This is a genomic window from Vescimonas coprocola (genome assembly GCF_018408575.1).
Lineage (GTDB): Bacteria > Bacillota > Clostridia > Oscillospirales > Oscillospiraceae > Vescimonas > Vescimonas coprocola.
This window is the reverse complement of the sequence record NZ_AP023418.1, coordinates 672,440-696,564: the sequence shown is the minus strand read 5'-3', so window position 1 is coordinate 696,564 and position 24,125 is coordinate 672,440. Positions and strand designations below refer to the sequence as shown.

Here is a 24,125-nt window from a genome sequence, read left to right as displayed (position 1 = left end):
TCACACGCTCTTCTTCCGGTCCTTGACCAGCTCGATCTTCCGCTTGACCTTGTCATGCTGCATCCGATAGAGGACGAATTTGCTGCCGATGACCTGCACCACCTCGCACCGGGCGGCTACCTTCAACTCCTCCGCTGCCTCACGGGCGGTGAGCATGGAGTTCTCCAGCACCCGGCCCTTAATGAGTTCCCGTGCCTCCAGGGCATCATTGACCTGCTTGATGAGGTTCTCCCCGATGCCGTCTTTGCCCACATGGACGATGGTATCCAGCGTGGACGCCATCCCCCGCAGCTGGGCTCGCTGCTTGCTTGTCAGTTCCATATCAGTGATTCTCCATATATTCTTTCAGTTTTTCCCCAAAGGCCCGCAGGGCCACGCCCCGGTGGCTGATGGCGTTCTTCTCCTCCGGCGTCAGCTGGGCGAAGGTCTTTCTCAGCTCCGGCACGAAGAACACCGGGTCGTAGCCGAAGCCGTTCTCCCCCTGCGGGGCATAGGCGATGGTGCCGTGGCAGTCGCCCTCGGCCTCCAGCACGTCCCCGTTGGGGAAGCAGCACACCACCGACGTATGGAAGTGGGCGGCACGGGTCCCGGCTCCCCGGAGATTCTCCAGCAGCAGCCGATAGCGGGCCACATCGTCATCCAAGCCGCCATAGCGGGCGGAGTACACACCGGGGGCGCCGTTGAGGGCGTCCACGCACAGGCCGGAGTCGTCGGCAATGGCGGGCAGTCCGCTGGCCTGCATGACGGCCTCGGCCTTGATGCGGGCGTTTTCCGTGAAGGTGGTGCCGGTTTCCTCCGGCTCCAGCGCCAGCCCCAATTCGGACTGGAGTACTACCTCCACCCCCAGCTGGCCCAAAATGCGCTGCATCTCCGCCAGCTTGCCCTGATTATGAGAAGCCAATACGAATTTCATCACAGTACCTCCCCCAGAATATCCTTTTCCTTCCGGATCAGCTCCCGGCAGCCCTTGGCGCACAGCTCCACCAGCTCCTGCTGCTCTGCGGCCGTAAAAGCCCGGCCTTCACCGGTACCCTGAAGCTCGATGATCTCCCCCAGCTCATTCATGACGCAGTTCAGGTCCACCATGGCCCGACTGTCCTCACTGTACGGCAGGTCCAGCATGGGTGCATCGTCGATGATGCCGGCGGAGATGCCCGCCACGAAGTGCTTCACCGGCGTCCGGGGCAGCACCCCCTCCTCCACCAGCTTGCGGCAGGCCAGTGCCAGAGCGATGAAGCCGCCGGTAACGGAGGCGGTACGGGTGCCGCCGTCGCCCTGCAGCACGTCGCAGTCCACGGTGATGGTGCGCTCGCCCAGCAGGCGGCGGTCTACCGCCGCACGGAGGCTGCGGCCGATAAGGCGCTGGATCTCGGCGCTGCGGCCGGAGAGCTTCAGCTTGTCGATGTCCCGGCGGGAGCGCTGGCGATTGGCACGGGGCAGCATGGAGTACTCCGCCGTCACCCAGCCGCAGCCGGGGGCCACATGGGGCGGCACCCGCTCCTCCACGCTGGCGTTACAGAGCACCACCGTGTCGCCGCAGCGGATCAGCACACTGCCCTCAGCGAATTTGATGAAGCCCGTGGTGATCTCCACCGGGCGCAGCTCATTATATTTTCGTCCATCTGCACGGGTCATATGCCTTCCTCCTCAGATAAGATCGTTGACGAATTCCCTTGCGTCAAAGGGGCGCAGGTCATCGATGCCCTCGCCAAGGCCCACGAACTTCACCGGCACCTGCAGCTCCTGTGCGATGGCAATGACGATGCCACCCTTGGCGGTGCCGTCCAGCTTGGTGAGGATGATGCCCGTCAGACCCGCCGTCTCTTTGAACTGCCGGGCCTGAATGAGGCCATTCTGGCCGGTGGTGGCGTCCAACACCAGCAGCGTCTCCTTGGCGGCGTTGGGGGCCTCCCGGTCGATGATCTTGCGGAGCTTCGCCAGCTCCTTCATCAGGTTATCCTTGTTGTGCAGGCGGCCTGCCGTGTCGCACAGCACCACGTCCGTATTCCGGGCCTTGGCCGCCGCCAGCGAGTCAAACAGCACGGCACCGGGGTCGGCTCCTTCGTTCTGGCGCACGATGTCCACACCGGCCCGCTCCGCCCAGATCTCCAGCTGATCGGCGGCGGCGGCACGGAAGGTATCTCCGGCGCACAGCAGCACCTTCTTGCCCTCATTCTTCAGCCGGTGGGCCAGCTTGCCGATGGACGTGGTCTTACCCACGCCGTTGACTCCGATGATGAGGGCCACGCTGGGCCGGGTAGAGAGGTCCAGCGCGGGATCGCCCACCGACAGCTTTTCCGTCAGAATGTCCCGCAGGGCGTTTTTCACGTCCTCCTCGTGGGTCAGCAGCTTGGCATAGGCCCGCTTTTTCAGCTGGGCCACGGCGTCCACCGCCGTATCCATGCCCACGTCCGCCAGGATCAGAGCCTCCTCCAGATCGTCGTAGAATCCCTCGTTGAGGGAGTCGAAGGACATGGGCTTGAGCCACGCCTCCTTGAATTTTGCAAACAGTCCCATGGCTGCTTCCTCCTTGCATCGGGCTGCCGCCCGGTTATTTGATCTTCAGCTCCTTGGCCATATCATTGAGGTTGATGGTAAGGATGCGGCTGACGCCACGCTCCTGCATGGTGACGCCGTACAGCACGTCGGCCTCCTCCATAGTGCCACGGCGGTGGGTGATGACGATGAACTGGGTCTTACCGGCGATGCGGCGCATATACCGGGCGTAGCGCACCACGTTGGCCTCGTCCAGTGCCGCCTCGATTTCGTCCATGACACAGAAGGGCGTGGGATGTACCTTCATGATGGCAAAGTACAGGGCAATGGCCACGAAGGCCTTTTCACCGCCGGACAGCAGCGTGATGGTTTTCAGCTGCTTGCCGGGGGGCTGGACCTTGATCTCGATGCCGCAGCCCAGAATGTCGTTCTCGTCCTCCAGCTCCAGCCGGGCCTTGCCGCCGCCGAACAGCTCCAGAAATGTCTCCTGAAAGCTCTCGTTGAGCAGCCGGAACTGCTGGGCGAAGATCTCCGTCATCTGGCGGGTGATCTCGTCGATGACCCCTGTCAGCTCCTCCTTGGCCTTCTCCACGTCCGTCCGCTGCTCGGAGAGGTAGGTATAGCGGGTATTCACCCGGTCGAACTCCTCGATGGCCCCGATGTTGGGAGTGCCGAGGCTCTTGATCTCCCGGTTCAGCTCCCCGATGCGGCGGGTGGCCTTGGGGATACTCTCCAGCTCCATGCGTTGGCTCTGGGCTTCGGAGTGGCTCAGCTCATACCGCTCCCACAGCTTATCCAGAATGTTCTTCTCCTCCATGGCGGCGGCGTTTTTCTGCTGCTCCAGCCGGGCCACCTCACGCTCCGTGTGGAGGACCTCCTCGTTGCAGCGCTGCATCTCCTGATTCTGCTGGGTGCGGCGGCGCTCCAGCTCCAGCTTCTCCGCCGCCAGCGATGCCAGCTGCTCCTTCAGCTGGCGGCATCCGGCCCGCAGCTCTTCCGCCTTCTGCCGATGGATATCCATCTCCTGGCCGGCTTCCTCATTGGACCGACGGAACCGCTCCAGCAGCGCCTCCCGCCCGGCCCGGTCGGTATGCATCTGGACCTGCAAACGCTCCAGCTCCCGGCGGCTGTGGAGCGAGGTCCCCCGCTCCGCCGCCAGCGCCGCCAGCGCCGTCTTATGCTCGGTGATCTGGCCGGAGATCTCATCTGTCCGGGTCTGTAGGTCGCTCTGCCCAGCCCGGCTCTCCTCCGCCTGACGGGACAGGCGCTCCGCCTCGCCCTCGTGGGCGGCGATCTCCTGACGCACCGCCTGCATCTGCGTCTCCTGCTCCTGTAGGCGCCGGGTCAAAGTCTCCCGCTCCTGCTGCAGGCCGTCCTGAGACAGACGCAGATTCTCCAGCAGGATCTCATGGTGCTCCTGCCGGCCCTCCAGTGTCAGCACCTGTTGGGCTGCCGCCCGCTGCTGCTCCTTGGCCACATCCAGCTCATACTGGGCCTTTTGCAGCTCACGGCCCGTCTCCTGCGCCCGGCGGTCGGCATCCGCCAGCTGCCCACGCAGCTGCTCCAGCTGACCTGCCAGCCGCTGCAGCTCGTTGGCACGGGACAGTACACCGGCGCTGCGGCTGACGCTGCCGCCGGTCATGGAGCCGCCCCGGTTGATGACCTGCCCGTCCAGCGTCACGATGCGGAAGCGGTTCTGGTACCGCCGGGCCATGGTGACGCCGCAGTCCAGATCCTCCACCACCACCGTGCGCCCCAGCAGGTTCTGGAACACGCCGTCGTAGCGCTTTTCATACTGCACCAGCTCCGAGGCAACGCCCACGAAGCCGTACTCCTCCTCGATGCGGCTCTCCCGCAGCTTCTCCCCCCGGACAGCGTCCAGAGGCAGGAAGGTGGCTCGTCCGCCGTCCCGCTGCTTCAGGTAGCCGATGGCGGACTTGGCATCGTTCTGCGTGTCCACCACGATATTTTGCAGGGCGCCGCCCAAGGCGATCTCGATGGCCACGGTGTATTGCTCCTGCGTGGTCATGAGGCTGGCCACCGGGCCGTGTACGCCCCGCAGGCCGCCCTTGTCCGCCGCCTGCATCACCAGCTTCACCGCACGGGAAAAGCCCTCGTACTCCTTCTCCATCTCCGTCAGCAGGCGGATGCGATCCTCCATGGCCGCCGCCTGACGGCTCAGCTGCTCCCGCTGCTGGGCGCTTTCCTGCGCCCGGCGCTGTCGCCCGCCCATTTTCAGGCCGTGGCCCTGAATGACGTTCTCCGCCGCTGCGGCCTCCTCACGGGCCTCCTCCAGCGCCTTACGGTTCTCCGCTGCTGCGCTCTCCTCGGTTTGGCGGCGCTCCTGCAGCTGCTCCAGCTCACGGCCCACCTCCTCCAGTCGGGTGCGGGCCGCCTGAGACTGGGCCTCCAGTCCTGACAGCTGCGCCCTTCCATCGGCGGCAGCCGCCGTGGCCAGCGTCTCTCTGGCCCGCAGGACCTCCGCCTCACGGACGGCGCTGCCGGCACGCTGAGTCATGGACTGCAGCTGCTGCATCCAGCCCTCCAGTTCGCCGGTCAGCTCCTGCGTCCGGCGGTCGATCTCCTCCGTGCGCCGGGTGAGGGCATCCATCTGCCCCTGCAGATCCTCCGTGCGGCTGCTGCTGTCGGCCATCTCCCGCTCCAGCCGGGTCATGGACTCCTGATTATGATCCACCCCCGTCTGCAGCACGGCGATGGCGGCGTCCTCCTCCCCGGCAGCCGTCTCCAGTCCGGACATCCGGCCCCGGAGGGCCTCGGCCTGCATATCGTTCTGCTGCACCTGCTCCACGCAGGTCTCTGCGGCGGCATACACCTCATCCAGCGCCGTCTGCGCCCGCTGCTTATCCTGACAGGCGGACTGGTGATCCGCCTCCAGCTTCCGGGCCTTGACCTTCAGGGCCTGAAGATTTTCCAGCCACACGCTGATCTCCAGCACCCGCAGCTCGTCCCGCAGCACCAGATACTTCTTCGCTGTCTCCGCCTGCTTCCGCAGGGGCTCCACCTGCAGCTCCAGCTCAGCGATCTTGTCGTTGATGCGGACCAGATTCTCCTCCGTCCGCTGGAGCTTGCGCTCCGACTCCTCCTTGCGGTGGCGGTACTTGCTGATGCCCGCCGCCTCCTCGAACACCTCACGGCGCTCGCCGCTTTTGACGGACAGGATCTCGTCGATCTTGCCCTGTCCGATGATGGAGTAGCCCTCCCTGCCCATGCCGGTGTCCATAAACAGCTCGTTGACATCCTTGAGACGCACGGACTGGCGGTTGATGTAATATTCCGACTCCCCGCTGCGGTAGTAGCGGCGAGTGACTGCCACCTCCGCCTCGTCCCGGCCGGGGAAGATGTGCTCCGTGTTGTCGATGACCAGCGTCACCTGTGCAAAGCCCATCTGGCTGCGCTTCTCCGTGCCGCCGAAGATCACGTCCTCCATCTTGGCTCCCCGCAGCTGGCGGCTGTTCTGCTCGCCCATGACCCAGCGGATGGCGTCGGAGATATTGGACTTGCCGGAGCCGTTTGGCCCCACGATGGCCGTGATGTCCTCACCGAAGTTCAGCACCGTCTTATCAGGGAAACTCTTGAAGCCCTGGATTTCCAAAGCCCGAAGGTACACGAGTCGCTCACCTCTTTCATGTTTGCATATAATAACTAATTTATTATAGCAGGCTATCCCCCCTGTTTCAAGCAAAATCCGCTGACGAACCGGGAAAAGCCCATCAAAGCGGCGATGGTGGTGCCATCTCCTTCCAAAAGACAACCCCCCTGACCGCCTTGCGGCGGACAGGGGGGTATGCTCGGGGAATACGGTTTACTTCACCAGCTGGCAGAACAGATCGATCTCATCAGCCAGAGACTGGAGTCCCTGCCGCCAGAAGGCCTTATCCGTCAGGTCGATGCCGGCGATCTTGGCGGTATCCTCCACGCAGGTGACGGAGGTGGCGTGGAGCATCTTCTTATACAGCGGCACGAAGTCCTTGCCCTCCTGCTGATACTTGGCATACAGGCCACGGGCAAACAGGCCGCCGAAGGCATAGGGGAAGTTGTAGAAGCTCAGGCCGCCGCTGTAATAGTGGCCCTTGCACAGCCACATATACGGGTGCAGGCAGGTCTGATCCAGCCCGTCGCCGTAGGCCTTCTTCTGGGCCTCCAGCATCATCTGGCACAGGCGGTCGGGGTCCAGGAACTCCTCCGGCCGGGCGGCAAACACGGCGGACTCGAACAGATACCGGGAGTAGATGTCGCAGATGATCTGGCAGGCGTCGGACAGCTGGCTCTCGATCAGGGCCAGCTTCTCGTCATCGCTCTCGGCGGCATCGATGGCGGCGCTGACGGTGAGCACCTCGTTGAAGGTGGAGGCCGTCTCTGCCACGGGCATGGTGTACTCCTGGCACACCAGCGGGTGGGAGAACACCTGCTGATCGTGGAAGGCATGGCCCAGCTCATGGGCCAGCGTCACAATATCGCCGAAGGCGCCGTCGAAGTTGGTGAGCACCCGGCTCTGCCTGGCGCTGGGGACACCGCAGTCAAAGGCTCCGCCCACCTTGCCGTTGCGGGGATAGAAGTCGATCCACGCCTCGTCGAAGGCACGCTCCACCATGTCGTGAAGCTGGCTGTCGAAGCCGCCGAAGATGTTCAGCAGATAGTCCTTGGCATCCTGTGTGGTGTACTTCTTGTCGCTCTTGCCCATGGGGGCGAACAGCTCGTACCAAGGCAGGCCGTTCTCATGGCCCAGCGCCTTGCCCTTGGCCCGCAGATACTGCCAGAACTTGGGCAGATACTCATCCATGGCCCCCAGCAGGGCATCCAGCGTCTCCGGCTTCATGCGGCTCTGATACAGGGCCTTGTTCAGCGGGGAGGCATAGCCCCGGACCTGGCACTCGTTGATGACCTGCAGCTTGATGCTGTTGAGGGCATAGGCCACGGAGTCCTTGATCTTGTCATAGCACGCCAGCTCCGCCTCATAGGCGCTCTTGCGGACGGCAGGATCGGGATCGTAGGCCAGATTGCGGATGGCGGACAGGTTGGTGATGCCGCCGTCGTACTCCACCTTCACGCTGCTGGTGAGGTTATCCCGCAGGCTCTCCCACGCCGAAGCACCGGAGATGTTCATCCGGGCGAACAGCTCCTCCTCCCGGTCGGTGAGCAGGTACTTGCTGTCCCGGCGGATGGACTCCAGCAGGAAGCGATAGGGCTCCAGCGCCGGGTCGGCGTCCATGATGGCATCCAGATCCTCCAGCTCCGCCACCGTCCGGCGCAGGGATGCGTTGGCGGCGGCGCAGCCGCTGAGCTTGGCGCTGAGCTGGTCGCCCAGACTGTTGGCCTTGGTATCGGCGGTGTTGGCGCTGCACCGAAGGCTGCAGAAGATGAAGAGCTTGTTGGCCAGCTCCTCCACCCGCTCCTGCACCTGCAGGAAGCGATGCACCAGCTGACTGTGCTCCATGCCCGCCGCCTCACCGGCCAGCGTGTTCACCGCCGCAATGGCCTCGTCCAGTGCCTTCATATCCCCGGTAAACGCCGGGTCGTCAAAATCCTTGTAAAGGATACTCAGATCCCATACCTCGTTCATGTTCGTTCCTCCTGCTTTTCAGATAGGCGGCTCCCCGCCGATTTTTCCGTCTCATTATATCACACCCTTCCACCGGTTACAACCATTTGTTTCCGGGAAAAGAGCATCCCCCGGAGCAGTACTCCGGGGGATGTGTGGTTTCATATCGCTCCGTCATCCGCACTGGTGGGAGTGAACTGTATACTCTGCGGTGTCGTGGCCGTCGTGGTGGATCAGGACGATCACGCCACCGTCATACCGCAGCGTCACCGTGCCGTCCTCCGCCCGCTCGCCGCCGGTGAGGGTCACAGAGGTCATACGGGTATCCGTGTGGGCGACGTAATAGCTATCTGTCTCCGCCCAATAGATGAATTTGGACAACCCCACCTGATTGGTTTCCGCCAGAGACACGCCGAAATACTCCTTCAGCACGGCGTCCATCACCTGCCGGGGCGCCCGAAAGTACTGCATGACCGACTCCGGATCCAGCGACGTCAGATACGCCCGCTCCCGGTCGGTGAGATAGGTGTGGCCATAGAGAAGCCCGTAGAACCCGATGCCGTCGTAAAACAGGTGGTGCAGGTCGATATCCTTCGGGGAGGTATAGCTGCTGGTGGTGGCCTGACTGTACCAGCTGCCCGGCGTGAACATCGCCTGAAACTCCTCCAGCTCCTCAGCCGTCAGCGTACCGTTTTCCGGCTTCTGAGGATCGGGCTGCTGATTCTGGGCGCAGCCGGCGCACAGTCCCACGCACAGGCACAGCATCAGCACCATCGTCAGGAAACGTTTCATAATATGATCCTCCTTCACTTCAAAGCTCTTTTTTACGGTGCTCCTCTGTAAAAGACCTTACCATACCCGTCTGCGCCCGTCAATAGTTTTTCGTAAAAACATCTATATTCCTTCCGTTTTTCTTTCATCTAATATATACAAATTCGTTACAATTTGATACAAAGCTGTTACAGCTTACTCCTCCTCGGAAGGCTTCCTGCGGAACATCTCCCGCAGGCTGTCCTTCAACCCCTTGGCCGTCTGGCGGATATCCTCCACTGTCTCCGCCACGTCGGAAACCTCCACGTTCCTTTCACCGGTAGTGAATACGAAGCCGTCGCCGCCCTTGCGGCACACCACGTCTCCCCCGGCCCGGACGCTGCCGCCTACACTCCAGCAGGCCACATCGCCGCCGCTCCGGACGTCACCCGTCACCCCGCCGCAGGCCACATCGCCGCCTGCGGTGACATTGCCCTCCACACCGGCGCAATGCACATCACCGCCGGCCTGCACGCCGCTGCCTACGGCGTCACACGCCACATCTCCGTCAGCCGTGACACTGCCGCCTACCTCGCCGCACTTCACGTCTCCTCCGGCGGTGACGCTGCCCTCCACCGGGCCGCTCTCACACACCACGTCGAACCAGCTGCTGACATTCACCGCCGGACCGTCGTACACGAACCGCAGTTCCTCCCGGTGTCCTCTCAGCGCTGCCGGCTCCTCCGTCAGCAGCTGATGCCCATGATACACCACTGCATATAGAGTATCATCGTCCGGCCACGGCAGGGTGCGCTCCATCTCCATCTCCTCCTGCTCCGCCGTCCGCTCCGGTTGCGGAGCCTCACGGCCAAACAGATCGTCCAGCGTCACATGGAACAGATCCGCCAACTGCGGCAGCAGCTGCACATCCGGGCAGGACAGCCCCGTTTCCCTTAGTTAAAGATATTGTTGGGTATCTCAAGATGTGTCATTCGATTTTGCCGATAAAGCGGTAGAAGATTTCCACTTCCTGTTCCCGGCTTCCGTCCTCACTTTTGACCGCTTCATGGACAAGGATTTTTTCAATCAGCGTATTCAGAAGTTCAGCCGTCAATTCTGTGGGATTGACATACTGTTTCATCAGACCTATCCACTTTTCAGCGTCAACCGCTGTCTGGGCGGCGACCTCCATCGCTTCGTGAAGCCGTTCAATTTTTGCGTCCAATTCTCGCTGTTCGCCCTGATACTTTTCGGACAGCATATTGAAATTGTATTCTGTAATGCGTCCGGCAGACCAGTCCTCATACATTTTTGCAAACAGGGTGTCTACTTCTGCTTTGCGCTTTTCCGCCTTTTTCAGTTCGGCTGTCTGCCGCTTCCTTGCAGTATTGCGTTCCTTGTCGCTGGCGTTAAGTAGCCGTTTCAGAAGTTTGTCCCCATCCTGCTGTACCAGCACAGACCAGTATTGCAGACGGGAAAGGACATAGGCGTAAAGCACATCATAGCGGATATAGTGCATGGAACACTGGTGCAATCCTTGCCCATACTTGCTACAATGGTAGTGGGCATAGGGATTTTTGTTCTGGCTGTTCATACCATAGGCCAGCGACCAGCCGCAGTCCGCACATTTTACCAGCCCGGAAAATATCTGTGTTGTGCCGTTCTTCTGCCGTCTGCGCCTGTTGCAAATCTGCTCCTGTACTTGACGGAACACATCTTCGGAAATAATCGCTTCGTGGGTGTTCTCCACACGATACCATTCCTCTTTTGGCTTGCGTACTTTCTTCTTGTTTTTGAATGAAATATTGGTCTGCTTATTGTGGACGCTGTGTCCGATATAGGTTTCCTCTTTCAGAATACTTTTCACCTGCGCTATCGTCCACGCATAGGCTTTTTCCTCCGGCGCTCCGGCATAGATATTTGCGAAAGTGCCGTATCTCTGGAAATTCAGCCAGCCGGGAGTAGGTACTTTTTCTTCGACCAAAATCCGTGTAATGCTGGCGGCTCCCCGGCCATGAACGGCAAGGTCAAAAATCTTTTCGATAATCCACCTTGTTTCCGGGTCAATCAGAAGATGGCCTTTCTTATCTGGGTCTTTGACATAGCCAAACGGAGCATAGGCTCCATAGTGTGCGCCATTTGCGAACCGTGTCCGCATGGCCGCCTTTACCTTTTTGCTGGTCTGGCGGGCGTGCATTTCATTCAGAATGTTGAGGAATGGGGCAAGCTCATTCTCTCCGTTGATGGTGTCCACATTGTCATTGACAGCGATATAGCGGACGCCTTTGCTGGGAAAGTAGATTTCCGTGTACTGGCCGGTCAGAATGTAGTTTCTGCCTAAGCGGGATAAATCCTTCGTAACAACGCAGTTGATTTTCCCGTCCTCAATGTCATCAATCATTCTCTGAAAATCCGGCCTGTCAAAGTTCGTTCCAGACCATCCATCGTCGATATATTCATCTATGACATTCAGGCCATGCTCGGCGGCATATTGCCGGAGCATCATGCGTTGTGTCTGAATACTCCCGCTTTCTCCTTGCAGTTCATCGTCCCGGCTCAATCTCATATAAAGCGCCGTGTTGTAAATCGTAGTATTGTAAGGTTGTTTCACCGTTAAAAATCCTCCTTCTAAAGAAACAACCCACGCTTACAATACTTTTGCTCTATGGCAATTATATCATAAGCGTGGGCGTGTTATCAATGATGGGCTATCAGGTTGAAGCGGCTTTTTCTGCGGTATGCCGCACCACATCTACAATCAGATCACCGAGGGGCTTCCCGCCTGCGGCGAAGTGTTCGGAGATTTTTATACGGTTGTTCCCACATACAAAATACTGCGTGCCGTTCTCTGCTTGTATGACCTGCCCTGTCCGGGGTGTAAAAATATCGCTTTCGCTTTTTGCCATCCAGTGTCCTCCATATTCAGTTTTCAAGGTACAATGCCGCACAGGAGCGGCGAAAATTTCTGCTTATACTATCACCTTTCCTTTACCGTGTGCCGCTGCTGCCGTTTCAGTTCCGCCAGTATATCCGGCGGGATACGGTCAACCAGCCGCTGTAAATTGTCCAGTTCGCTTTTCAGCTTTGCCCGTTCCATCGTATCTTTCATCTTGCCTTTTTCACTGGCCTTTGCCCTTGCTTCCAACTTCTCATTCTCCGCCAACAGGTCATTGATTGTGACCTTGTACTTTTTCAACTGCCCGGAGAAGTTCTCCATCTGCGGGAACCACTTTTTCAGCATGGAGAGGGCTTCCTCTTTTTTCTTTCCGGCGTTCAGCGGGTTAATGCCGTCCAGTGTGGCTTCAATGGCTCTTGCCTGCCGGGAGAGGGAAACCGCCTGTTTGAAAAGCCGGGTGGGGATATGCTTCCGGCCTGTCCTGCTGGCGCTCTCCCCACGCTCCAAGTCAGGATATTTCTCCACCATATAGGCGTGAAAATCGTCCTGCCACTTCGTCAGGTTTGCCCGGTTGCCGATAATCTCCTTTGCACACAGGCGGTTGTCCTTTGTCAGCGGAACAAAGGTCAAATGCAGGTGGGGCGTTTTCTCGTCCATGTGTACCACCGCCGACACGATATTTTCCCGTCCTACCCGGTGGGTGAGGAAGTCCGCCGCCCTCTGGAAAAACGCCTGTATCTCCTTTGGGGATTTCCCCTTGAAAAACTCCGGGCTGGCAGTTACCAGCGTATCGACAAACCGTGTGCTGTCCTTGCGGGTTCGGCACCCGGCCTGCTCAATCCGGCTCTGAATGAAGTGGTAATAGCGTCCCTCCGGCTTGACGATATGGAAGTTGTATTTGCTCCGGCTTGTGTCAATGTCGGGATTGCTGGCATACTGTTCTTTCTGTCTTTCGTGATGGGCTTCCAGCGGCCTTGCCGGGTTGCCCTTGTGCTTCTCAAACCGTAAAATTGCGTGTTGTGCCATTCTGCTCCTTTCCCCATTCCTTTCCTATCCGGGGTTTTCCACAGGGAAAATCCCGCAGAAAATAGCTCGGATAGGATTGGAATGGATAGAATATAAATCAATCTTTTTATCTTTGTATTTCTATATACCGTCCGGTTTTCGTACGTCTCAGGAGTGATTTCCGTACTTCATGGGTACGGTTTTCAGTCCTCCGGCGTACCAGAACCGGATTTCTTGAAGTCGGTGTTTGGAACCGCTTCATAGGATTTTGGGAAAATGCGGTTGGGTTTTCCACAGCCCTGCTTCTGGATTTCCACCAGTCCGGCGTATTGCAGTTCCCGCAGGGTGTTCACCGCTTTCTGCCGCCCACAATGGAGCAGGTCAACCACTTCGCAGATAGGGTAATACAGGAAAATCCGTCCGTAGTCATCCGCCCACCCATTCTTGCGGGACAACTCTGTCCGGCGCAGGATAAAGGCGTACAGAACCTTTGCCTCGTTGGACAGGGGCTGGAATGTAGGGGCTTCAAAGAGGAAATTGGGGAGCCGGGTGAAGCTGAACGCCTGTTCCGGCTGATGAATGTAAATCGTGTTTGTCATAGCGCGTTTTGTGGACGGTTAGAAGCCCGTTTTCCGGGCCGGGCGATACTTTATACCACCTGCCCCGGTTTGGGGCTTGCAAAGCCTGATAAATCAAGGCTTTTTTCGCTCCTAACTGTCCACAGCAGACCTCCTTTTCCGTTCACTTTCTGTTTTCTGCCGCCTGTGAACTCTGGCGGCACAGCCGGGGCAGTATTTTGCCCGGTTGGATTTGGGGACGAACACGCCACCGCAGACCGCACAGCGTTTCAAGTCCTTATCCCGGAAAATTTCCGCTTCCAGCGTCCCGTCCAGCGGCAAGACCGCCCAGCGGAACCACTTACAGCAGACCGAGAAAGAAATCGTCTGCGGGCAGGTGCAGGTGTCCCCATCATCAAGGACAATGCAGTTGCCGTCCTCACGGCAACAACACTCCCGGCGTATCAGGCTGGCCGCCTGTTTTCTCTGCGCCGGTGTCATGCGGTAAAGGGAACCGTCCGGCCTGCGTTCCAGTGGCGGCAAGTCTTTATAGGGGTTATCTCTCATGCGTTCCCTCCATTTTGCTTTCTGTTGCCGTTCTCCCCGAAAAGGTTTCCTGCCCCATTCCTGCGGCGTGTTCCGGCGTTGGCACGTTCCCCGCAACTTCGGGACAACTTGTCCCGAAGTCCAGCTCCTTGCGGTGCTTCCCCAGCCGGGGTATCCTTTTTCGGACGGTCATTCTGTTTTCAAGGTGCTGTCCATCGATGAACTACCATAAGTCTACACCTAAATGACCGTCCGTCCCGTATATCCGAAAGGTAGGAAATCGGCTTAAAAAACAGGCTATTTCCACGCTCTCGGAATTGTGGTAAAATAATAAGTACAGAGTGACAAATTGGAAGTTGAAAAGGAGATTAGAAATGAAAAGATATGAGTATATGACCGTAGATTTAAGCGCAGAGCCTTCGTTTAATGTTCATGTTAAGTTAGACAGATATATTGCTAAGCTGAATGAATATGGTAAGCAAGGGTGGAGATTGATTTCTGGAACTGATGATTGGAAATATTCAATTTTTGAGCGAGAAATTGAGGATAAGGAAGAATGATAAATCCTAATTTATCTGGCAGACAAGGAGGGAGAGCATGGAACTATCCATACAAGAACGATTGAAAGACCTGCGTGTGGAGCGTGGCTTGACGCTGGAGCAGCTTGCGGAGCAGACCCATCTCTCCAAGTCTGCTTTGGGCAGTTATGAGGGGGACAAGTTCAAAGACATCAGCCACTATGCCCTTATTGAGTTGGCGAAGTTCTATGAAGTGACCGTTGATTATCTGCTGGGCCGTTCTCAAACAAAAAATCACCCAAACGCCGATCTTGCAGACCTGTGTTTGAGTGACGATATGATTGAACTATTGAAAAGCGGGTTGGTGGACAATTCTCTTTTGTGTGAACTGGCGACCCACCCGGAATTTCCCCGGCTCATGGCCGACCTTGAAATCTATGTGAACGGCGTAGCGGGAAAGCAGGTGCAGAGCGCAAACGCCATTGTGGACGCTGTGAGTGCAACGATTATGAAACAACACAATCCCGGATTGACCGACCCGCAGTTAAGACAGCTTATCGCCGCCCATATTGACGACGACAGCTTTTGCCGCTATGTGATACAGCAGGACATAAACAAGATAGCCCTCGACCTGCGGGAAGCCCATAAGGACGATTTTTTCAGCGTTCCGGAGGACAACCCACTGGAAGATTTCTTACAGACCGCCGAGGAAACTGCCAGTCCCGACAGCGACCCGGAACAGGCGGCTATGGCATTTATCTGTAAGCGGCTCAAGCTGAACTATGGGAAACTGTCAGAGGAAGAAAAGAAGTGGTTGAAAAAGATTGCACAGAAATCGGATTTACTGAAAAATCCAAAGCCACAACGGGGTAGAAAGTAAGGGAGCGACAAAATCCTACTTGACAAAGGAGTGCGATGATATGAAAAAAGCGATAGGTTTGATAGCCTTGCTGATTTTAATAATGGGGCTGGTCGGCTGTAACGGAGAAACGGTTAATATCGACTTTCCCTTTGAGGTTGGAGATGTTGAGAATATTGAAATGTACCACTATGCGGGAGTACCTGTATCAGCGGAAAAGAAAGTAGTCGTTGCAGAAAGTGATATAACGGGCTTGTATGATATGTTTGAGGACTTATCGTTGAAAGACAAACAAGTTGAGGAAACCACAGGGGCAGATGTGACCAGCTTTCGATTTAACCTTTCAGATGGAACAAACTACGAACTGATTTATGTCTGTAATGGAGTCAAGAACGGAAAGCTGAAATCCTCCACGGGCAATTTTGAATATTTTACAAGTTCAGATATTGGCTCTTATTGGTCTAATATTGACCTTGAAGCAGTTCCAGTTGAAGAAAGCGAATTGCCGAAGTAGCCCGACTAATTAATTTTTATCGGGGAGATAGCAAAGCCAACCGAGCCAGTCAACGGTCAAGATGAACGGCGCATAAATGCGCCGCCGTTGACAGCCCCGCCCGTCCTTGCTGATGGGCAATCAAGGCGGGAAAGCCCTAAAATGGCTTCACACCTATTTCAATAATTGGAGGAGATAAAAATGAGATCAGAAAAGGAAGTTTATGATATTGTTTTGAATTTTGCAAAAACAGACAAACGCATTCGCATGGTTACTTTGGAAGGATCTAGAACAAATACAAATATTCCGCCTGATGATTTTCAGGATTTTGATATTACTTTTTTTGTTACGGATATGGACAGCTTCACAAGTGATGATAAATGGCTAGATATATTTGGTGAAAGGTTGATTCTGCAAAAGCCGGAAGATATGGAATTATTTCCAGCTGTAGAAAAGGGATTTTCATATTTAATGCTGTTTACTGATGATGTTAAGATAGATTTAACTTTGCTGCCGCTGGAACTGATAGACGAGTATTTTACATGGGATAAACTGGTAAAGTTACTGTTGGATAAAGACAACCGTATCGTAAAGCCGCCAATACCAACGGATATAGACTACCACTTGCAGAAGCCTACTCAAAGAATGTTTGACGATTGCTGTAATGAATTTTGGAATACTACAACATATGTAGTAAAGGGCTTATGCCGCAAAGAAATTCTTTTTGCTATTGACCATATGAATGATATAGTACGAAAAGAATTGCTTCGCATGATTTCCTGGCTGATTGGTATCAAACAGGGATTTCATTTCAGTTTGGGAAAAAACTATAAATTTATGAAGCAATATGTCCCAGAGGAATTGTGGGAACGACTTATGTCCACTTATAATATGGATTCCTATCCCCATATGTGGGAATCCTTTGAACAATGTATGGCATTGTTCCGGGAGGTTTCGTCAGAAGTGGCATGCCAGTTGGATTACCAGTATCCACTATATGATGAAAAAATCAGTAATTATGTGATTCGGCAAAAGAAAAAATATGTCATTGAAGATGATAACAAATAAATTTTTTCAATCAAAAAAATTTATTTTGATTATTCAATTTTGAAAAACTGAATACCTCAAAATCAGAAAGAGCGCGGCCAAGCACTTTGAGGGATTGGCCGCCTTGTCCACCCATCCAGCGGGACGGCGGGTGGCGGTCAAGGCCGGGTGTAAACCCGTTCATTTCAGCCTTGACGGTTGCCCGCTGTCCTGCTACTTTTCCGGGAGTGTGGCCACAACTTCGGGACACTTTGTCCACAAGTCGGAGCGTAGGACGAGGGACGGGGGCTTTCATATACGCCCAGTCTGCTGTTGAAACCAGACCTGTGCTTACGGCTCTACGCCACGCAAGCACAGCCCTGTTTTCCTGCCGCTTCAAATGCCCTTGCCCTCCCCGGCGGCAACGGCATTTTCACGGCAACGCCGACAGAGCGTATAACACACTACACTTTGCTTTGCAAAGTCGTGTGCCAAATGGGGGCGTTGCCCCCTTTGGAAACCCCCACAAGAAAAGGCGGTACGCTACCCCTCCACGGGGCGCATACCGCCTTTTCTTGTTATCCAGCCCTCCGGCTGTATCGGTTGAGCAAAAGTCAGCGTGGGATTGATGTGGTATCTTTATCTAAGTGAACCCCCATTCTCCCACTTGCTCACCGACTGATACGTCAGTCCCAGGGCATTGCCCAGCTGTTCCTGGGTCATGCCCGCCTCTTTCCGCAGCTGTGCGATGCGGCCTGCCAACAAATTCTCACTCATCGTGTGTTCGCTCCTTTCATTTTGTGCTCTCAGCATATAAAAAACCGTCTAAAATGGCAATAACGGCGTAGTTGAATTACGGATATTATAATTCAACCAACGGTTGAGTGCAACAAAAAGAGGCGCAAAACCCCCGGTTTTGCACCTCTCACCCCTTCAAGAGCCTGAAATCCTTACCCATTCACAGCTTCTGTCCCTCGTCCGGCTCCTCCACCAGCACCTCTCCCGCCGGGGCGTCGGAGAAATCCAGCTGGATCACCGCCTGCGCCCGGTTCAGGGAGCAGCCCACGGTCTTGCCCCGCTCTGCCGCCGCACCGGCGCACTTCTCCAGCAGCTGCCTCAGGATCTCCTGATTCAGCCCGCCGCCACGCCAGTGGAACACGAAGTGCTCCTGCTTCTTCCGCAGGGCCTGCCGCACCCGCTTCTCCACATCCTCCGTCTTGGTGAAGGACAGCGACCGGTAGAAGTACCCCTTGTCTCCGCTGCACTCCGGCAGCGGCAGCACCAGCTTCTGATGGTCCCGGAAGATATGCCGGTCGTCCAGATTGAAGTAGTCGTACCGCTTCATCCCCCGCTGGAGGGAGTTATCAAAGGTGGCGTCCATATGATACCGCTGCCCCTCCACCGTCACCACGTTCCATGTGTGCCGGTATCGCACGCCGATCTCCGGTGCCGCCTCGCTGAGCGCCACGATACAGGGAAGCCCCACAGCGTCGCACAGGGCCTTCACCGTCTTGGCGATGCCCTCACACACCCCCACCCCTTGGGTCAGCGGCCCGATGATTTCGTGAGAATAGGACTTTTTCAGCTTGTCATAGGTGACGTTCTCCAGAATGAAATCGTGGATGGCCAGCTCCTTCTCCCGGTCACTCTTTCCCTTCAGGGGCCGGGCCAGCCGCTCCAGCCGGGCCGTCACCGCCTGCCGGTGCATCTTCACCTTTCCCCGGTCGAACAGATAGTCCGGCAGCACCTCCACATGATCCGCCCCCGGCATCTTTCGGTAGTGAAATCCCGTCACAAAAAACAGCAGCGGCAGATCCAGCTTCATCCGCAGATAGATGTCCGACAGCACCTCCGTCCCCAGATCCGGCACCCGGATCACCGCCGCCAGCGCATCGCACCCCGCCGCCAGCATATCATAGACCGCCTTTTTCTCCTTGCTCAGCTGTCCGTAGTAGTATCCCGCCATTCCTCAGCGCCCTCCCCTTACAAGTCAGGCTCTATTGTACCCGCCCCGCCGCCCTTTGGCAAGTCCTTACCAGCCGATGGCTGCGCCGTACTTGTCAAACAGCGCCGAAAAGCGCTTCTTCTGGGTGGGCGTCATCCGCTCCTTGTACAGGGTAATAAGGTTCTGTGCGCTGCGGGTATCCCCGGCCTTGAGATAGTTACCCATGGCCCGCTCCAGACTGTCGCTGGCAGTGGAGCTGAGGGACTGGGGCTTCTCCCCCTCCACCGTCCGGCCGCTGCCGTACCGCACCCCATCAGCGGCCTTCTGTTCGTCCGCCGCCTTGCCGGCATAGTACTTCAGCATGGTGCTGTACAGATCCCGGTCCTCCTTCCCCACGCTGTTATAGTACTCATACGCCCGGTCGCTGTCGGACTGCCACGCCTTCAGCTGATCCTGCCAGCGGCTGTAATCCACCTGCTCCGCCTGCTGCAGCAGGCCGTACCGGTCCATCAGGGCCTGTCCCTGCTGCTCATAGCGGCTGCGAGCCTGCTTCTCCAGCTCCGGGATCAGGGCCGACAGCTCCGACAGATACTGGCTGTATGCCTGCTGCCCCGTCTGCTGGGCATAGCTGGAACCATACCCGCCGGACAGCGCCGCCGCCTGCCCCATGGTATCCTCCATGGCCGCCTGCCCCTGCCTCTGATAGAGCCGTGCATAGCGCTGATAGTCGGCGTCCTGCTCCGGGTCGTAGGCATAGGGCTTGCGGGAGCTGATCTGGTCGTACAGCGCCGCCAGCTGCTGCTGGAACCGGGACTCATATTCCCCCGGCTTCTGCCCCTGCAGGCTCTCCCACAGAGCACGGGCCGCCGTCACCTCATCGGATGGGGTATATCCCTTCTCCAGCTGCCGCATCCGGCTCATAGTCTCATCCGACACGCCGGAGAGCACCTGACCGCTGGTGCTGGGGCCTGAGGTAGCCGGGGTCAGCCGTGCCAACAGGCTCCCCATGGTCTCGCTGCCCGCCACGCCGTCCACCCGCAGACCATTCTTGCGCTGATAGTCCAGCACCGCCGCACGGGTCTTTTCCCCAAAGCCGCCGTCCACGTCCAGCGAATAGCCCACCTGGTTCAATGCCTGCTGCAGCTGCTTCACCGTCTCTCCGTAGGAGCCGTAGTAGACGGTAGGATAATTGGATGCCATCTTTCTTCCTCCTTTTCATGCCGTCCGTTGCCAGACGTACACCGCCAGATACGGCGGCATATTGTTGTGGGCCTTCCCGCCGCCCACGCTGCCCGTTTTGGTATTGCGGCTGATATCAAAGGCCGCCGGGGCATAGGGATAGTACCGGCCGCTGCCACTCTGCACGCCCATATCCCCCACGGCAAAGACCTTCTGGCTGTTGGTGATAAAGCCGTAGTACCCCGCCTCGTTGGCCGGGTTGTGGGCATGGGCGGGCAGTTCATTCTCCGTCAGCGTGTGGACCGCCTCACCGCCGGTGGTCCCTGCACCATACGCAGTGCCTGCCGCCAGCAGGAACCTGTCCCGGATGCGCTCCCACGTTCCGCCAAACAGCACCCCCGGATCGGTATCCGCCGCCGACAGATACAGGCTCCCCACAGGATAGATCAGTTCCCACAGGGCCTTACCCTTCACATAGACCTCCCACTCCGGGTTCACCTCCACCGCCCGGTCGTGCTCGGCATACTTCCCCACGCCTACCGCCGTGCCGCCGGAGGCCAGATGCACCGCAGCCGCCGCCGTGGGAATGGCGCACACCACCGTTCTCCGGCTCCCCGGCAAGTCCTCCGCCGAGAGCTCCAGTTCATACGACAGCAGCGGAGAAAATCCCGGCAGCACCTTCTCCACGCCGCTCTCCAGCGCCGTATAGCCGCCGAACTCCCCGCCGGGACGCCGGGAGCGCACCCGCAGGCTCACCTGATTCCGTCCGCCCACGTCGGAGCACTGCGTCCCACACTTCACCTTCACATAGCCGCCGTCGCTGCACGCCGTGCCGTCGGCATCGCACCGGCATACCGCCGGCCGGGTCATGGTGGGGCCGCTGTAATCGTATATTGTCACCGCCTCTGCTTCTACAGAGACGCTGCGCCCCCGACTGTCCTTCACTGCGGCCGCAGCCGTCACCTCGCCGCTCACCGACACCGCCCCAGCAGACACACCGTTCAGACCGCTGCCGCCTACACCGCCGCAGCTGACGCTGCACCCGTCGATGGAGGCCCCATAGGCTCCCTGCGCCGTCACCTGCCACCTCAGCCGGGTCATTCCCTTGACAAACACGCCCCACTGCTCCAGCACGGCATTGTCGTTCACCGGCGTTACCGTCAGCGCCGCCGTGGGCCGCACCGTATCCGGCACATAGACCCTGCACTCCGTGACGCTGCTTCCCATGGTGGTGTCGCCGTCATAGGTGGTCACCGTCAAACGCATGGTCCCCGCCACAGACTGAGGCAGCTGCCGGGCCAGCTCCAGCGGCGGAGTCCACGTCAGCTCCCGCTGCGCCGTCTCCTGCACCACCGTGCCGCTGGCGCTCCCCAGCGCATACGTCACCCGATGGGTGTACCGCTCCTCCTCTGCACGAATGGACAGCACACACGCCTGCCCCAGCGTCAGTTCCGCCGCCCGCAGCACCGAGGGCCGCAGGATACGGGGCAGCGCTACCGCCGCCGACACCGACAGGCTGGCCGGGGTCCAGCTGGATTCCACATCCGACACCCACTGACCGCCCAGCTGCACCGAGCCGTTTCCGTCCGCCCCATGGCGCACCGTCACCGTCCGTTCTCCCAACAGATACCATCCCGGCGCCGTGTACTGATACGTCTGATAGACCTTCTGTCCCTGCAAAACGTAGTACGCCGAGTCCTTCTCCAGATTGTATGACCCCGTGGTGTTGGCGTACAGATACAGCCGCAGCCTCAGACTGGATGTGTTGGCCGCCCGATCCTGCGTCACCGTATAGTCCAGCCTCAGCTTCCAGCCGTTGCCGGAGGCCCCTCCGTAAATACTGGCCATTTCCTCAACCTCCCATCCACCGGATCACCAGTCCGTTCTCTGACGAGATCTCCCACTCCCCGATGCTCATACCCTCCAGCACCGTGATGTTGGTGATATACAGCCGGTTGTTGGACACATATGCCACCTCGCTGGCATCCTGCCAGAAGGACAGCTTGCTGGCAGTGAAGGTGGCCCGGAAGTCGTTCTGCTCCACCACCGTCTCTCCGTCCACCTCCCGGCAGGTGAGGTTCTGCCCCACCGCCACGCCATACTGCGGCACCGCCCCGTCGTAGCACACGATGCCCGTCCGGATGTATCCTTCTGTCTCCACCCGGTACTGCTCAAAGGCGGCGGACACCGTCTCCGTGCTGGCCTGCAGGTCGGCAAAAAAGCTGTAATACTGGGTCAGCGCCTCCGGATTCGCCTCCAGATACGCATTGAGCCGCTCCACATAGGTACCGAACTCCGACGCCGCCACATACTCTCCCGTCAGCTTGGCCGAAAGCTGATCCATACGCCTCTGCACCGTGTCCGCCGTCTTGACGATCATACTCTTCAGAGTCTGATACTGCTGCTCCCGCGCCGCCGGGGCCGCAGTGCCGCCGGAGGGTGCGGCAGTCCCGCCGCTCTCCAGCTGTCCCAGCGCCACATTCAGCTGCTGGGCCATCTGAAACAGGTACGAATACTGCCGCACCAGCTGCTCCTGCACCGTCCCCTGAGGGCTGGGCGGCATCATCAGTGTGCTCACGGGCCGTCACTTCCCTTCTCATACACCGCCGTCAGGCTGTATACCCGGCAGCCGCCCACGCCATAGAGCCGCAGCCGCAGTCTCCGGCACCTCCGGGGCCGCACATGGAGCACGCAGTCCCGCAGCCGCCCGCTGCCGGTGACGCCGCCCTGCTCCTGCCACGTCTCCCCCTCGTCATAGCTCACCGCTACCCGGACAGCGCCGCCCTCCTCCGGCCGCAGCCGCAGAGACAGACGCACCAGGTACTTTCCCTCGCCGGAATCCAGTCCCAGATCGCCGGTCTCCGCCCACCATACAACAGGCTCTTCCTGCACTGTGCCGCCGCCCTTTAAGGCGAGAATGTCCCCCGCCCCGGTCATGGCGTACAGCACGCCGCCGCTGACGGCGAAGCCCACCGCCCGCAGGTCGTCCTCCCGGTGCCACAACCCCTGCCGCACATCGTATACCAACAGCTGCGGCTGATTTTCGGCGTCCAGCACCGAGAGATAGTACTTCCCGTCTGCGCCTCCGGCCACAGCGCCGTGATACTCATCCTCCCCCAGCGCTTGGGATACCCGCTGGGGCATACTGCCGTCAAAGGCATATACGCCGCCGCAGCCGTGGTAGTACAGCACGCCCTCCACCGTCTGAAGGCTCCGTCCGCTGCCCTTCCTGACGCCGGGACACCGCACCGTCACGATCTGGTGCGCTCCCGCCGCACTGGGATATACCCGCTCGACGCAGTCCTCCTTGAAAAACAGAGGACTGCCCAGATAGTCCGCCGCCCCGGTGAAGGGGCCGTCGGAGCCACGGGTGGCTGCATAGCTGTCGGTGCTGCGCCCGGCGTAGCAGTTCCAATTCTTGAAATCCCCCAGCTTACTGGCATAGATCTCATTGACGGCCTTTCCGTCCACCACACCGTACTTGCACCCCCACAGCCGGTTGCCGCTCTCGATAACGAAGTCCATCTCCGGCACGCTGCGCCGCACCGTCAACGTCTCCGTCTGGGTCGCCTGACTGGCGATCATCCCCGGCACCACCAGAGCGCCGTCCTCCGCCGCCTCCAGCACATGGCTGCCGTTGATGCTCTCCTCACGGCACCCCTCGATGACCACGCCGTCCCCGGCGGTGAAGCCCACGCCGATGCCGCCTGCCGCTATTTTTACATAGGTATCCTCCCGGATGCTCCAGCCACTCTCACCGTACTGCCGCAGCACCGGCAGTTCTCCGGCGGTGTCTAGCCACAGGCACCCTCCCGCCGGGTCCGCCGGCGGCTCCTCCGAGACCAGATAGTCCCCCAGCGCCGCCCCCTTGGCCCCGCAGAGAGACAGCGTCACCTGTCCCTGCGTCTGCACCCGATTCTCCAAACTGCCGTACCGGCTGAGGTCGCCGGTGTTGATGTACTTCTTGTCCGGCCACACGATAAGCCAGCTGCCCATGCTAATGAGCTGCTTGCTTCCCTCCGTCAGCACCAACTCTGTGGCCACGCCGCCGATATACAGGGTGTGCCCGTCCACCCAGATCAAAGCATCCTTGGCGGCTATGCCGCCGGGGGACTCCACCCGCCCTGCAAGACCACGCCGGGGCCGCACCGTCAGGGTGGGATAGCCGTCGGAGGTGAGGTTCTCCATCTCCCGGAAGGAGCCCAGCTCCCCTCTGGCCCGCCGATCCAGCCCTAAAAAGCTGCTGACCGTCACCGTGCTCTGCACCGGCACGCTCATTTTCTGAAAAAACATCC

23 protein-coding genes and 1 pseudogene are annotated in these 24,125 nt (G+C 58.6%); 4 read left to right on the top strand and 20 right to left on the bottom strand.

Annotated elements, in window-relative coordinates:
• The 13 genes from yhbY to KJS28_RS03385 all read right to left on the bottom strand — a co-directional run bounded on the left by yhbY (nucleotide 1) and on the right by KJS28_RS03385 (nucleotide 13,831).
• On the bottom strand, nucleotides 1-321 hold the full coding sequence (gene yhbY, locus KJS28_RS03445) for a ribosome assembly RNA-binding protein YhbY (RefSeq protein WP_213541747.1): 321 nt from the start codon (nucleotides 319-321) through the stop codon (nucleotides 1-3).
• Between the two features lies 1 nt (nucleotide 322).
• Entirely contained in the window at nucleotides 323-913 is a 591-nt protein-coding gene (gene rdgB, locus KJS28_RS03440) for an RdgB/HAM1 family non-canonical purine NTP pyrophosphatase (protein ID WP_213541746.1), read from the bottom strand.
• Nucleotides 913-1,635 carry a ribonuclease PH gene (rph, locus tag KJS28_RS03435; RefSeq protein ID WP_021859429.1) on the bottom strand — a complete coding sequence of 241 codons (723 nt, stop codon included), beginning with the start codon at nucleotides 1,633-1,635 and terminating at the stop codon, nucleotides 913-915. The genes rdgB and rph overlap by 1 nt, the downstream gene beginning before the upstream one ends.
• Before the next feature lie 12 nt (nucleotides 1,636-1,647).
• A complete protein-coding gene (gene ftsY / locus KJS28_RS03430; RefSeq protein WP_213541745.1) occupies nucleotides 1,648-2,517 on the bottom strand; it encodes a signal recognition particle-docking protein FtsY in 870 nt (289 codons plus the stop codon).
• Nucleotides 2,518-2,551: 34 nt separating this feature from the next.
• Entirely contained in the window at nucleotides 2,552-6,124 is a 3,573-nt protein-coding gene (smc, locus tag KJS28_RS03425) for a chromosome segregation protein SMC (protein ID WP_213541744.1), read from the bottom strand.
• A gap of 195 nt (nucleotides 6,125-6,319) precedes the next feature.
• A complete protein-coding gene (locus tag KJS28_RS03420; RefSeq protein WP_213541743.1) occupies nucleotides 6,320-8,077 on the bottom strand; it encodes a M3 family oligoendopeptidase in 1,758 nt (585 codons plus the stop codon).
• A 153-nt stretch (nucleotides 8,078-8,230) separates the two neighbouring features.
• Complete coding sequence (locus KJS28_RS03415) at nucleotides 8,231-8,848, bottom strand: flagellar basal body L-ring protein FlgH (protein WP_213541742.1); 618 nt, start codon at nucleotides 8,846-8,848, stop codon at nucleotides 8,231-8,233.
• A 174-nt stretch (nucleotides 8,849-9,022) separates the two neighbouring features.
• On the bottom strand, nucleotides 9,023-9,733 hold the full coding sequence (locus KJS28_RS03410; protein ID WP_213541741.1) for a hypothetical protein: 711 nt from the start codon (nucleotides 9,731-9,733) through the stop codon (nucleotides 9,023-9,025).
• Nucleotides 9,734-9,794: 61 nt separating this feature from the next.
• Nucleotides 9,795-11,417 carry a recombinase family protein gene (locus tag KJS28_RS03405; protein ID WP_213541740.1) on the bottom strand — a complete coding sequence of 541 codons (1,623 nt, stop codon included), beginning with the start codon at nucleotides 11,415-11,417 and terminating at the stop codon, nucleotides 9,795-9,797.
• Nucleotides 11,418-11,517: 100 nt separating this feature from the next.
• Nucleotides 11,518-11,712 (bottom strand): hypothetical protein, encoded by a 195-nt coding sequence (locus tag KJS28_RS03400; RefSeq protein ID WP_002334813.1) that lies wholly within the window; start codon nucleotides 11,710-11,712, stop codon nucleotides 11,518-11,520.
• A gap of 71 nt (nucleotides 11,713-11,783) precedes the next feature.
• Nucleotides 11,784-12,728: a MobV family relaxase gene (mobV, locus tag KJS28_RS03395; protein ID WP_118769790.1), complete on the bottom strand. Its 945-nt coding sequence runs from the start codon at nucleotides 12,726-12,728 to the stop codon at nucleotides 11,784-11,786.
• A 182-nt stretch (nucleotides 12,729-12,910) separates the two neighbouring features.
• Nucleotides 12,911-13,306: a replication initiator protein A gene (locus tag KJS28_RS03390; protein ID WP_118769789.1), complete on the bottom strand. Its 396-nt coding sequence runs from the start codon at nucleotides 13,304-13,306 to the stop codon at nucleotides 12,911-12,913.
• A 111-nt stretch (nucleotides 13,307-13,417) separates the two neighbouring features.
• Nucleotides 13,418-13,831 carry a cysteine-rich VLP domain-containing protein gene (locus tag KJS28_RS03385; protein ID WP_118769788.1) on the bottom strand — a complete coding sequence of 138 codons (414 nt, stop codon included), beginning with the start codon at nucleotides 13,829-13,831 and terminating at the stop codon, nucleotides 13,418-13,420.
• Nucleotides 13,832-14,184: 353 nt separating this feature from the next.
• Here KJS28_RS03385 and KJS28_RS03380 point away from each other — a divergent pair, with 353 nt between their 5' ends.
• From KJS28_RS03380 to ant(6), 4 genes and pseudogenes are all read left to right on the top strand, one after another.
• Nucleotides 14,185-14,370, top strand: coding sequence for a DUF4177 domain-containing protein (locus KJS28_RS03380; RefSeq protein ID WP_204876404.1), 186 nt, complete (start codon nucleotides 14,185-14,187; stop codon nucleotides 14,368-14,370).
• A gap of 37 nt (nucleotides 14,371-14,407) precedes the next feature.
• Nucleotides 14,408-15,208 carry a helix-turn-helix domain-containing protein gene (locus tag KJS28_RS03375; protein ID WP_005610219.1) on the top strand — a complete coding sequence of 267 codons (801 nt, stop codon included), beginning with the start codon at nucleotides 14,408-14,410 and terminating at the stop codon, nucleotides 15,206-15,208.
• Nucleotides 15,209-15,314: 106 nt separating this feature from the next.
• Nucleotides 15,315-15,701, top strand: a pseudogene (locus KJS28_RS03370) (zf-HC2 domain-containing protein); the annotation flags it as partial.
• Between the two features lie 180 nt (nucleotides 15,702-15,881).
• The gene (ant(6), locus tag KJS28_RS03365; protein ID WP_118497395.1) at nucleotides 15,882-16,748 is read left to right on the top strand and encodes an aminoglycoside 6-adenylyltransferase; all 867 of its coding nucleotides are present in this window, start codon (nucleotides 15,882-15,884) and stop codon (nucleotides 16,746-16,748) included.
• Nucleotides 16,749-16,758: 10 nt separating this feature from the next.
• On the opposite strand, the gene KJS28_RS03360 is transcribed toward ant(6), so the two are convergent.
• From KJS28_RS03360 to KJS28_RS03330, 7 genes are all read right to left on the bottom strand, one after another.
• A complete protein-coding gene (locus KJS28_RS03360; protein WP_228298431.1) occupies nucleotides 16,759-17,106 on the bottom strand; it encodes a hypothetical protein in 348 nt (115 codons plus the stop codon).
• Between the two features lie 239 nt (nucleotides 17,107-17,345).
• Nucleotides 17,346-17,483, bottom strand: coding sequence for a helix-turn-helix transcriptional regulator (locus KJS28_RS03355; protein WP_228298430.1), 138 nt, complete (start codon nucleotides 17,481-17,483; stop codon nucleotides 17,346-17,348).
• A gap of 181 nt (nucleotides 17,484-17,664) precedes the next feature.
• Nucleotides 17,665-18,672, bottom strand: coding sequence for a transglutaminase domain-containing protein (locus KJS28_RS03350; RefSeq protein ID WP_213541738.1), 1,008 nt, complete (start codon nucleotides 18,670-18,672; stop codon nucleotides 17,665-17,667).
• A 66-nt stretch (nucleotides 18,673-18,738) separates the two neighbouring features.
• Nucleotides 18,739-19,851: a peptidoglycan-binding domain-containing protein gene (locus KJS28_RS03345; protein WP_213541737.1), complete on the bottom strand. Its 1,113-nt coding sequence runs from the start codon at nucleotides 19,849-19,851 to the stop codon at nucleotides 18,739-18,741.
• A 15-nt stretch (nucleotides 19,852-19,866) separates the two neighbouring features.
• A complete protein-coding gene (locus KJS28_RS03340) occupies nucleotides 19,867-21,678 on the bottom strand; it encodes a DUF859 family phage minor structural protein (RefSeq protein ID WP_213541736.1) in 1,812 nt (603 codons plus the stop codon).
• 4 nt (nucleotides 21,679-21,682) lie between these two features.
• Entirely contained in the window at nucleotides 21,683-22,408 is a 726-nt protein-coding gene (locus KJS28_RS03335) for a hypothetical protein (protein ID WP_213541735.1), read from the bottom strand.
• Nucleotides 22,405-24,123 carry a hypothetical protein gene (locus KJS28_RS03330; protein ID WP_213541734.1) on the bottom strand — a complete coding sequence of 573 codons (1,719 nt, stop codon included), beginning with the start codon at nucleotides 24,121-24,123 and terminating at the stop codon, nucleotides 22,405-22,407. The genes KJS28_RS03335 and KJS28_RS03330 overlap by 4 nt, the downstream gene beginning before the upstream one ends.
• Nucleotides 24,124-24,125: the final 2 nt, after the last annotated feature.

Coding starts and splice junctions, on each gene's coding strand:
- yhbY (WP_213541747.1), bottom strand. CDS start 321: ATGGAACTGACAAGCAAGCAGCGAGCCCAGCTGCGGGGGATGGCGTCC.
- rdgB (WP_213541746.1), bottom strand. CDS start 913: ATGAAATTCGTATTGGCTTCTCATAATCAGGGCAAGCTGGCGGAGATG.
- rph (WP_021859429.1), bottom strand. CDS start 1,635: ATGACCCGTGCAGATGGACGAAAATATAATGAGCTGCGCCCGGTGGAG.
- ftsY (WP_213541745.1), bottom strand. CDS start 2,517: ATGGGACTGTTTGCAAAATTCAAGGAGGCGTGGCTCAAGCCCATGTCC.
- KJS28_RS03420 (WP_213541743.1), bottom strand. CDS start 8,077: ATGAACGAGGTATGGGATCTGAGTATCCTTTACAAGGATTTTGACGAC.
- KJS28_RS03415 (WP_213541742.1), bottom strand. CDS start 8,848: ATGAAACGTTTCCTGACGATGGTGCTGATGCTGTGCCTGTGCGTGGGA.
- KJS28_RS03400 (WP_002334813.1), bottom strand. CDS start 11,712: ATGGCAAAAAGCGAAAGCGATATTTTTACACCCCGGACAGGGCAGGTC.
- mobV (WP_118769790.1), bottom strand. CDS start 12,728: ATGGCACAACACGCAATTTTACGGTTTGAGAAGCACAAGGGCAACCCG.
- KJS28_RS03390 (WP_118769789.1), bottom strand. CDS start 13,306: ATGACAAACACGATTTACATTCATCAGCCGGAACAGGCGTTCAGCTTC.
- KJS28_RS03385 (WP_118769788.1), bottom strand. CDS start 13,831: ATGAGAGATAACCCCTATAAAGACTTGCCGCCACTGGAACGCAGGCCG.
- KJS28_RS03380 (WP_204876404.1), top strand. CDS start 14,185: ATGAAAAGATATGAGTATATGACCGTAGATTTAAGCGCAGAGCCTTCG.
- KJS28_RS03375 (WP_005610219.1), top strand. CDS start 14,408: ATGGAACTATCCATACAAGAACGATTGAAAGACCTGCGTGTGGAGCGT.
- KJS28_RS03355 (WP_228298430.1), bottom strand. CDS start 17,483: ATGAGTGAGAATTTGTTGGCAGGCCGCATCGCACAGCTGCGGAAAGAG.
- KJS28_RS03350 (WP_213541738.1), bottom strand. CDS start 18,672: ATGGCGGGATACTACTACGGACAGCTGAGCAAGGAGAAAAAGGCGGTC.
- KJS28_RS03345 (WP_213541737.1), bottom strand. CDS start 19,851: ATGGCATCCAATTATCCTACCGTCTACTACGGCTCCTACGGAGAGACG.
- KJS28_RS03340 (WP_213541736.1), bottom strand. CDS start 21,678: ATGGCCAGTATTTACGGAGGGGCCTCCGGCAACGGCTGGAAGCTGAGG.
- KJS28_RS03330 (WP_213541734.1), bottom strand. CDS start 24,123: ATGTTTTTTCAGAAAATGAGCGTGCCGGTGCAGAGCACGGTGACGGTC.